The 7379-nt window shown below is 61.3% G+C and carries 6 protein-coding genes and 1 tRNA gene; 6 read left to right on the top strand and 1 reads right to left on the bottom strand.

The window, feature by feature from the left end; genetic code table 11:
• The 6 genes from AC07Z7_RS24520 to AC07Z7_RS24495 form a co-directional block, all read left to right on the top strand.
• Nucleotides 1-1853, top strand: a 1853-nt coding sequence (locus tag AC07Z7_RS24520) for a helix-hairpin-helix domain-containing protein (protein WP_494767966.1), incomplete at its 5' end; no start/stop codon positions are given.
• Nucleotides 1854-2259: 406 nt separating this feature from the next.
• Nucleotides 2260-2418 carry a hypothetical protein gene (locus AC07Z7_RS24515; RefSeq protein ID WP_494767965.1) on the top strand — a complete coding sequence of 53 codons (159 nt, stop codon included), beginning with the start codon at nucleotides 2260-2262 and terminating at the stop codon, nucleotides 2416-2418.
• A 221-nt stretch (nucleotides 2419-2639) separates the two neighbouring features.
• Nucleotides 2640-3257 carry a hypothetical protein gene (locus AC07Z7_RS24510; protein ID WP_494767964.1) on the top strand — a complete coding sequence of 206 codons (618 nt, stop codon included), beginning with the start codon at nucleotides 2640-2642 and terminating at the stop codon, nucleotides 3255-3257.
• A 90-nt stretch (nucleotides 3258-3347) separates the two neighbouring features.
• Nucleotides 3348-3926 (top strand): hypothetical protein, encoded by a 579-nt coding sequence (locus AC07Z7_RS24505; RefSeq protein WP_494767963.1) that lies wholly within the window; start codon nucleotides 3348-3350, stop codon nucleotides 3924-3926.
• A 121-nt stretch (nucleotides 3927-4047) separates the two neighbouring features.
• A complete protein-coding gene (locus AC07Z7_RS24500) occupies nucleotides 4048-4965 on the top strand; it encodes a pseudouridine synthase (protein WP_494767962.1) in 918 nt (305 codons plus the stop codon).
• Between the two features lie 216 nt (nucleotides 4966-5181).
• Nucleotides 5182-7140 (top strand): Cache 3/Cache 2 fusion domain-containing protein, encoded by a 1959-nt coding sequence (locus AC07Z7_RS24495; protein ID WP_494767961.1) that lies wholly within the window; start codon nucleotides 5182-5184, stop codon nucleotides 7138-7140.
• Between the two features lie 56 nt (nucleotides 7141-7196).
• On the opposite strand, the gene AC07Z7_RS24490 is transcribed toward AC07Z7_RS24495, so the two are convergent.
• Nucleotides 7197-7270: transfer RNA gene (locus AC07Z7_RS24490), tRNA-Gly, on the bottom strand.
• Between the last annotated feature and the right edge of the window lie 109 nt (nucleotides 7271-7379).

Genomic DNA, 7379 nt, shown 5'->3' with positions numbered 1-7379 from the left:
AGCTGGCACAGGCCGTCGGCGGCGCGCTGCACCGGCACACCGCCACGCTGTGGCTGGAGCTGGCGGCCGACCTCCAGGGCTTTCCGCGCCACCTCAGCCAGCATGTGGGCGGCTTCGTGCTCACCCAGGGCAAGCTCACGCGGCTGGTGCCCGTCGAGCCCGCCAGCATGAAGGACCGCTCCGTCATCCAGTGGGACAAGGACGACCTTGACGACATGGGCCTGCTCAAGGTCGATGTGCTGGCCCTGGGCATGCTCAGCGCGCTGCGCCGCTGCCTGCAACTGCGTGCCGTGCTGCGCGGCGAGCACTGGGGCCTCAAGGACATCCCGCGCGAAGACCCAGCCACCTACGACATGATCTGCGCCGCCGACACCGTGGGCGTGTTCCAGATCGAAAGCCGCGCCCAGATGAGCATGCTGCCGCGCCTGCGCCCGCGCGAGTTCTACGACCTGGTGGTCGAGGTCGCCATCGTGCGGCCCGGGCCCATCCAGGGCGGCATGGTGCACCCGTACCTCAAGGCACGCGAGCGCAGGCGGCAGGGCCTGCCGCTGGAGTTGGAAAAGCCCGAACTGGAAGAAGCCCTCCAGCGCACGCTGGGCGTGCCCATCTTCCAGGAGCAGGTCATGCAGATCGCCATGATCGCTGCCGGATTCACGCCCGGCATGGCCGACGACCTGCGCCGATCCATGGCCGCCTGGAAGCGCAAAGGCGGCGTGCACCGCTTCGAAAAACCCCTGCTGGACGGCATGCTGGCAAAGGGCTACCGCCCTGAATTTGCCCAAGCCATCTTCCAGCAGATGCTGGGCTTTGGCGAATACGGCTTTCCCGAAAGCCACGCCCACAGCTTTGCCTTGCTGGCCTACGCCAGCAGCTGGCTCAAGTGCCACGAGCCCGCGTGTTTTCTGGCAGCGCTGCTCAACTCACTGCCCATGGGCTTCTACACCGCGTCCCAACTGGTGCAGGACGCGCGCCGCCACGGCGTGCGCGTGCTGCCCAACGACGTGAGCCACAGCGACCACGACTGCACGCTGGAAGGCCCCGCCGAACACCTGCAGCCTGCCAAGGGCCTGCCCCGGCCGCAGCAGCCGCAGCCCGCTGTGCGCCTGGGCCTGTGCCTGGTCGGCAGCCTGGGCAAGAGTGCGGCAGATCGCCTGGTGCTGGCCCGCGCCACATCGCCCTTCAGCACCACCGAAGACCTGGCCCTGCGCGCCCAGCTGAGCCAGCAGGATGTGCAGGCCCTGGCCGCCGCCGACGCACTGGCCAGCCTCTCAGGCCACCGGCGCCAGCAGATGTGGGACGCCGCCGCCCAGCACAGCGCCCCGGCCCTGCTGCGCGATGTGCCCGTGCTCGAAGCCCCGTTGGCGCTACCCGCCGCCCCCGAGGGCGAAGAAATCCTGTTCGACTACGCCGCCACCGGCCTCACCCTGCGCCGCCACCCCCTGGCCCTGCTGCGCCCGCGCCTGGCCCGCTGGCGCCTGCAGACCGCGCTGCAGCTGGTGGCCACCCCCCACGGCCGCAAGGTGCGCGCCTGCGGCATCGTCACCGTGCGCCAGCGCCCCGGCACCGCCAAGGGCACGATGTTCGTCACCCTCGAAGACGAAACCGGCCCCGTCAACGTCATCGTCTGGCCCGCCATGGTGGACCGCTGGCGCAACGCCCTGCTCAGATCCCAGCTGTTGGCCGTGGAAGGCCTGTGGCAGTGCAGCGTGCCCGAGGGCGGCAGCGCACATTCCTCCACCTCAGGCCAGGCACCCGCCGTGGTGCGCCACCTGGTCGCCCAGCGCTTCAAGGACCTGACCCCGCTGCTCGGCCGCATGGCGCAGGCGCTGCAGGGCAGCCGGGATTTTCATTGAGCCAGCGGGGTGAGAACGGCGCACCACGGTTGGCAGAGACAGGCGCGTGACAAGACAACCCAGAAGCCGATGCTGGCGGCACTCAGTGACGCACATTGTTGCAATCGCCAGAAATGGCTCGCACTACGATGGTGCAAAAACAGTCAACACCGGGCCAACCCGAGCAAGGTCAGGCCCATAGCCTGAATGCCTGCGCGCGCTGATTTTGCAGAGAGTACTATCAAAATGAGAGCTGCCAACGTATGCCTATCAGGCGGTGGGGGCAAAAAATGTCATTAACCAGGGCCCCCCACCGACAAGGCCGACGTGCAAACCGAACTGGTCGCCGAGTGGCGCGACATCACCGCTCGCCCGCTTGGCCAAGCTATTGGTCGCACACCAGCGCTGCTGGGCTGAGGTGAGCGCAATGCGCGTCATGATCAGCAAGCTTGATCAGACCAGCATCGACATCAATGGCAAGCAGATCAGGCTGGCACCGAGGATGAGTATCACTGCTGAAGTAAAAAGCTGGACAGCATCGGGCCATCCAATATCTGCTCAGTCCGATTCGGCGGGCGGGGAGTGAAAGCTTGAGGGAGCGGTGAGATTGGTCGTTCCCGAATTGTTGTCTGGGTTTGTTGAGCCCGCAGATGTAGCGGCTGCGAACTCATCCGCTGTGTAGCCCCTGAGAGTTAAGCGGATCGGTTCTCCACAGAATGTTTGGTGGTAAATAGGGGAAGAAAAACTTGGCCCTTCACGCTCCTCTTGATCGAAATTGTTAATGGAGGTTTGTATGAATTGCGATGAGTGGAAAAAAATATAACTACAAAAATTATCGGTATATTGGTTTTCGGGGTTTTTCAAAAAATGGCAACTGCGTCAATGCCAATTCCTGCGCCGATGTCTTTGGAGGTGTATATTAAATATTATTCTCCAAAAATATTCATTGGAAATTTTGATGGGATGGTTTATATATCGAAAAACTTGGGGGAAAAACTTTGGAATCCAAATGCGGAAATAACAGCGTCCGAATTGATTTTTTCCGATAAGGAGACATCTTCCGCTGGGGGCGGGTCTTTTATGAGAATATCGGAAATGAAGTTAATTTTTCTTCCGAAAAATAATCCTAAGATTCCGTGTAATTATTTGATTGCTTATCATCCTCATAGTATTTTTAGTCAGAGCAAATCAGAATATGACACCTACTATCGTAGCCTGATTGGTCAGCGAATTATATTTTTCTTCAATGGGCCGGCTAAATATGGAAAGAATCTGATTGAATTCCCCAGTCCAATGTTTTATAGCGCCGGAGGTGTGAGTTGGCAGGATGGAATGCCTTTATCCATCGATCATTTGAGCGAGGTGGGAAGGCTTGCTGAGCAGGCAGGCCTTGTTTCGCCAGGCGCTGAATTTTGTAAGAGATAAGCGCTGCCTGAATTTTTGGTGGTGGTTATATTTTCTAAATGCTAATTTGGTGGGGTTTGTGTTTTGATGGGTAGTCGCTAATTTATTGTTGTGAAGGTTTTGTTTGTCTATAAAATTAGAAGGCTGTTGATTATGAAATATGTTTGGTTTGGTAAGGCGGTCTTTATTTTTGTTTTGTCTGTACTAGTCAGTACCGCTGAAGCTACAAGCCCCCCTTATGTGCCATCAACAATGGCGCAGAAGGTCGCAGAAACTGAATTGATCGTGATCGCGCGAGTAGGGCGACTGAAGTACGTGCGGCACTCAAACTTCCCCGGTCCGTCTGAAGCATGGGAAGTGTCAGAAATTCCTGCCGAGGGCTTTAGACCATATGTGAATTTGGTTGAGATCAAAGTGTTGCGGGTGAAGCCTCCGACGAATGATGTTCAGCGAGCGAACGAGAAGCCAGACTTGCCTCTGTGGGTGCAGCCTGGGGGGTGTTTTCCATCCACAGATGAAACCTCTTCATACCCTCCGACAGGGGAGATGCGTATCTTTTTTCTGTCTAGAAAACTCTTGAGATCAGCAAGCAGCCTGCACTTATCAAACTGCAGATTTCCATCGGTTGCTTATGGCGAACTGACGAGTGTCCAAAGTGAAATTAAAAAATCTCTTCTCAGAATTCAATGATTTTGGGATTGCGATGCCAATCTGCACTCAACCCAGTGATATCCGCAAACTGTTGGTGGTGCAGTGCATCGAGCCTTGTGGTTGAAAAGATGCGGCCATCGCACCCTACAATCCCCGCGCCATGCACAACCCCCACCACCCCCATGTCCTGCCCATGCGCGACGGCGTAAGCCCCAGCTGTGTGGTGCTGCCCACACATGGGCATGGCAGTATGCTGGACTTTCTGGCCCAGCGGCTGCCGGTGGTGGCCCGCGATGAATGGCGCCAGCGCATGTTGGCAGGCGACGTGGTGGACGAGCGCGGCCAGCCGGTGGTGCCCGAGCGGCCGTTTGAGGGAGGGCTGCGCATCTATTACTACCGCAGCCTGCCAGCCGAGCCCGCGTTGCCTTTCAGCGAGGTGGTGCTGTACCAGGACGAGCACCTGGTGGTGGCCGACAAGCCGCACTTCATGCCCGTGACGCCCTCGGGCCGGTATTTGCACAACACGCTGCTGGTGCGGCTCAAGCGCCAGCTGGGCCTGCCCGAGCTGTCGCCGCTGCACCGCATCGACCGCGACACGGCCGGGCTGGTGATGTTGTCGGTGCAGCAGCGCACGCGCGGTGCCTACCAGGCCTTGTTCCGCGACCGGCAGATCACCAAGCACTACGACGCGATCGCGCCCTGGCGTGCGGATGTGGTCTTCCCGCGGGAGCATGTCAGCCGTCTGGAGGAAAGCCCGCAGTTCTTTCGCATGCAGGAGGTGCCCGGTGAGCCCAACAGCCATACCCACATGCAGGTGCTGGAGGCGGCAGGCAGCTGGGCGCGCTACCGTTTGTCGCCCATCACCGGCAAGCGGCACCAGTTGCGCGTGCACATGGCGGCGCTGGGGCTGCCGCTGCGCAATGACCCGTTCTACCCGGTGGTGAACGACCCGCCCGAGGGCGACTATTCGAAGCCCCTGCAATTGCTGGCGCGGTCGCTGGCGTTTGTGGACCCGGTTACCGGGGCGCAGCGGGTGTTTGAGAGCCGGCAGTCGCTGCACCTGCCCGTGGGCGGATAGGGGTTCGATTAATGCACCCAGGGGCTGGCGGGGCGTAGCTGTGCCTGCAGGTCCTTGCTGTTGAATGCAAGGGTTTTCCCTTGGTGTGAACGGGCCATTGGTGGCTGCGCTGTTTGGCGTTCGTCCGCAGATCGGGTACTTTGTCTGTCGTATATGCACGCCTTTGCATAAATTACAGAAAAGCACCAGATGATTTCGTCAAACACCCGCCATTCAGTGGCCTTCAAACTGTCGGCAACCGCCTTGTTCAGCCTGCTGGTGGTCTTGCTGGCCACCATGGGCATCGTCAGCGGCCTGCTCTGGAAAGACTTTGGCCGCCTCTCGCGGGACGATGCTACGCAGTACGCCGCCCAGGTGCGCACGTTGGTGCAGACCTTTGACGAAACCGCGCAAGAGCAGGCCAAGCGAGACTTTTCCCTGTTCAAGGCGAATTTCCCCGGCCAGTTCTCGGTGGCCGAGGCGCCCGGGGCCGACGGCAAGCCCGAGGCCGTGTTGTCGTTCCAGGGGGCGCCCGTCAATGGCGATTTCGAAGTGGTGGACCGCTTTTCCAAGGACAGCATGGGCGCGGTGGCGACCATTTTTGCGCGCACGGGGGATGACTTCATCCGCGTGACCACATCGCTCAAAAAGCAGGATGGTGAGCGCGCCTACAAGACCCTGCTGGACCGCAAGCACCCGGCCTATGCCCTGATGAATGAGGGCAAGACCTACATTGGCCGCGCCAGCCTGTTTGGCCGGGAGTACATGACCGTGTACGAGCCCATTCGCGAGGGCAACCGCACCATCGGCATTCTGTTCATCGGCTCCGACATGGGGGCCATTCTGGGCAAGCTCGACACCGTGATGTCGGGGCAAAAGCTGTTTGCCACGGGGGCGGTCTATGCGGTCAACCTCTCGGCGGGCCCCGCGCGGGGCAGCATTTTTGGCCTGCCGGGCGCGGGCAAGGGCCTCAAGGTGGACGAGAAGGACGAGCAGGCCAAGGCCTGGATGGCGGCATTGGCGGCGGTGGGGCAGGCGGGGGATCTGGAGTCGGAATGGTCTCCCCGCCGCAGCAGCGAGGGTGACCGTGCCACGCGCTACCTGGCGGTGGAACACTACAAGCCTTGGAACTGGGCCATCGTGGCCGAGGCGCCCCTGACCGAAATGATGAGCGAGGCCCGTAATGTGCTGGCCTGGCTGTGGCTGGGGGTGGTGGTGGCCCTCGCCCTGCTGACGATGGTGCTGGTGATGGCCACCCGCCGCCTGGTGGGCGCGCCCGTGCAGCAGCTGAGCGCCGCGCTGGCCTACCTGGCGCAGGGCGATCTCACGCATGCGGTGTCGGTGCGGTCCCGCGACGAAATCGGCACGCTGGCCCAGGCGATGGAGGGCTTTCGAGCCCGCTTGGTGGAAAGCCTGGGCACCGTGCGCACCAGTGCCGACAGCGTCTCGGCCGCCAGCACGGAAATCGCCCAGGGCAACCAGGACCTCTCGGGCCGCACCGAGAGCCAGGCCAGTGCGCTGGAGCAGACGGCCGCGAGCATGGAACAGCTGGGCGCCACCATCCGCCACAACGCCGACAGCGCCAGCCAGGCCAACCAACTCGCGGTGGGCGCCAGCCGCGTGGCGCAGCAGGGCGGGGAGGTGGTGTCCAAGGTGGTCAGCACCATGCAGGACATCAACAGCAGCAGCCAGAAGATTGCCGACATCATCGGCGTGATCGACGGCATCGCATTCCAGACCAACATCCTCGCGCTGAACGCTGCCGTGGAGGCCGCCCGTGCGGGTGAACAAGGCCGTGGCTTTGCGGTGGTGGCGGCAGAAGTACGCAACCTGGCCCAGCGCACCGCCGCCGAGGCCAAGGCCATCAAGGAGCTGATTGGCGCCAGCAGCGCGATGGTGCAGCAGGGCTCGGTGCTGGCCGACCAGGCAGGCACCACCATGCAGGAGGTGGTCCGCTCGATCCAGCGCGTGGCCGACATGGTTTCCGAAATCAGCGTCGCAAGCAACGAACAGACTGCGGGCGTGGGCCAGGTCGGCGAGGCCGTCACCCAGCTCGATCAGACCACGCAGCAGAACGCCGCACTGGTGGAAGAAATGGCCGCTGCCGCCAGCAGCCTGCGCACGCAGGCGCAGCAGATGGTGGAGGCGATTGCGCGGTTCAACCTGGGGCAGGATGCGACATCCATTCGGGGCTGAATGCGTCCACCCATGAAAAAACCCGCCAAGCTGTGGAGCCTGGCGGGTTTTGTATTTGGAGCGGGTGAAGGGAATCGAACCCTCGTATGAAGCTTGGGAAGCTGCCGTTCTACCATTGAACTACACCCGCGAAGCCTCGGATTATAGGCAGCATCCGGCTTCCAGGGCCTGTCCGAGTTTCCGTGTGTGAGGCTCACTGAGCCTTCACCGATTTGGCGAAGGTGAATGAGTATCTTACG

It is taken from the genome of Acidovorax sp. GW101-11A03 (assembly GCF_059424825.1).
This window is presented reverse-complemented; position numbering and strand designations above follow the sequence as displayed.

Bases quoted from the DNA above. Each gene is read 5' to 3' on its own strand.
- AC07Z7_RS24515 (WP_494767965.1), top strand. From the start codon at position 2,260: ATGCGCGTCATGATCAGCAAGCTTGATCAGACCAGCATCGACATCAAT.
- AC07Z7_RS24500 (WP_494767962.1), top strand. From the start codon at position 4,048: ATGCACAACCCCCACCACCCCCATGTCCTGCCCATGCGCGACGGCGTA.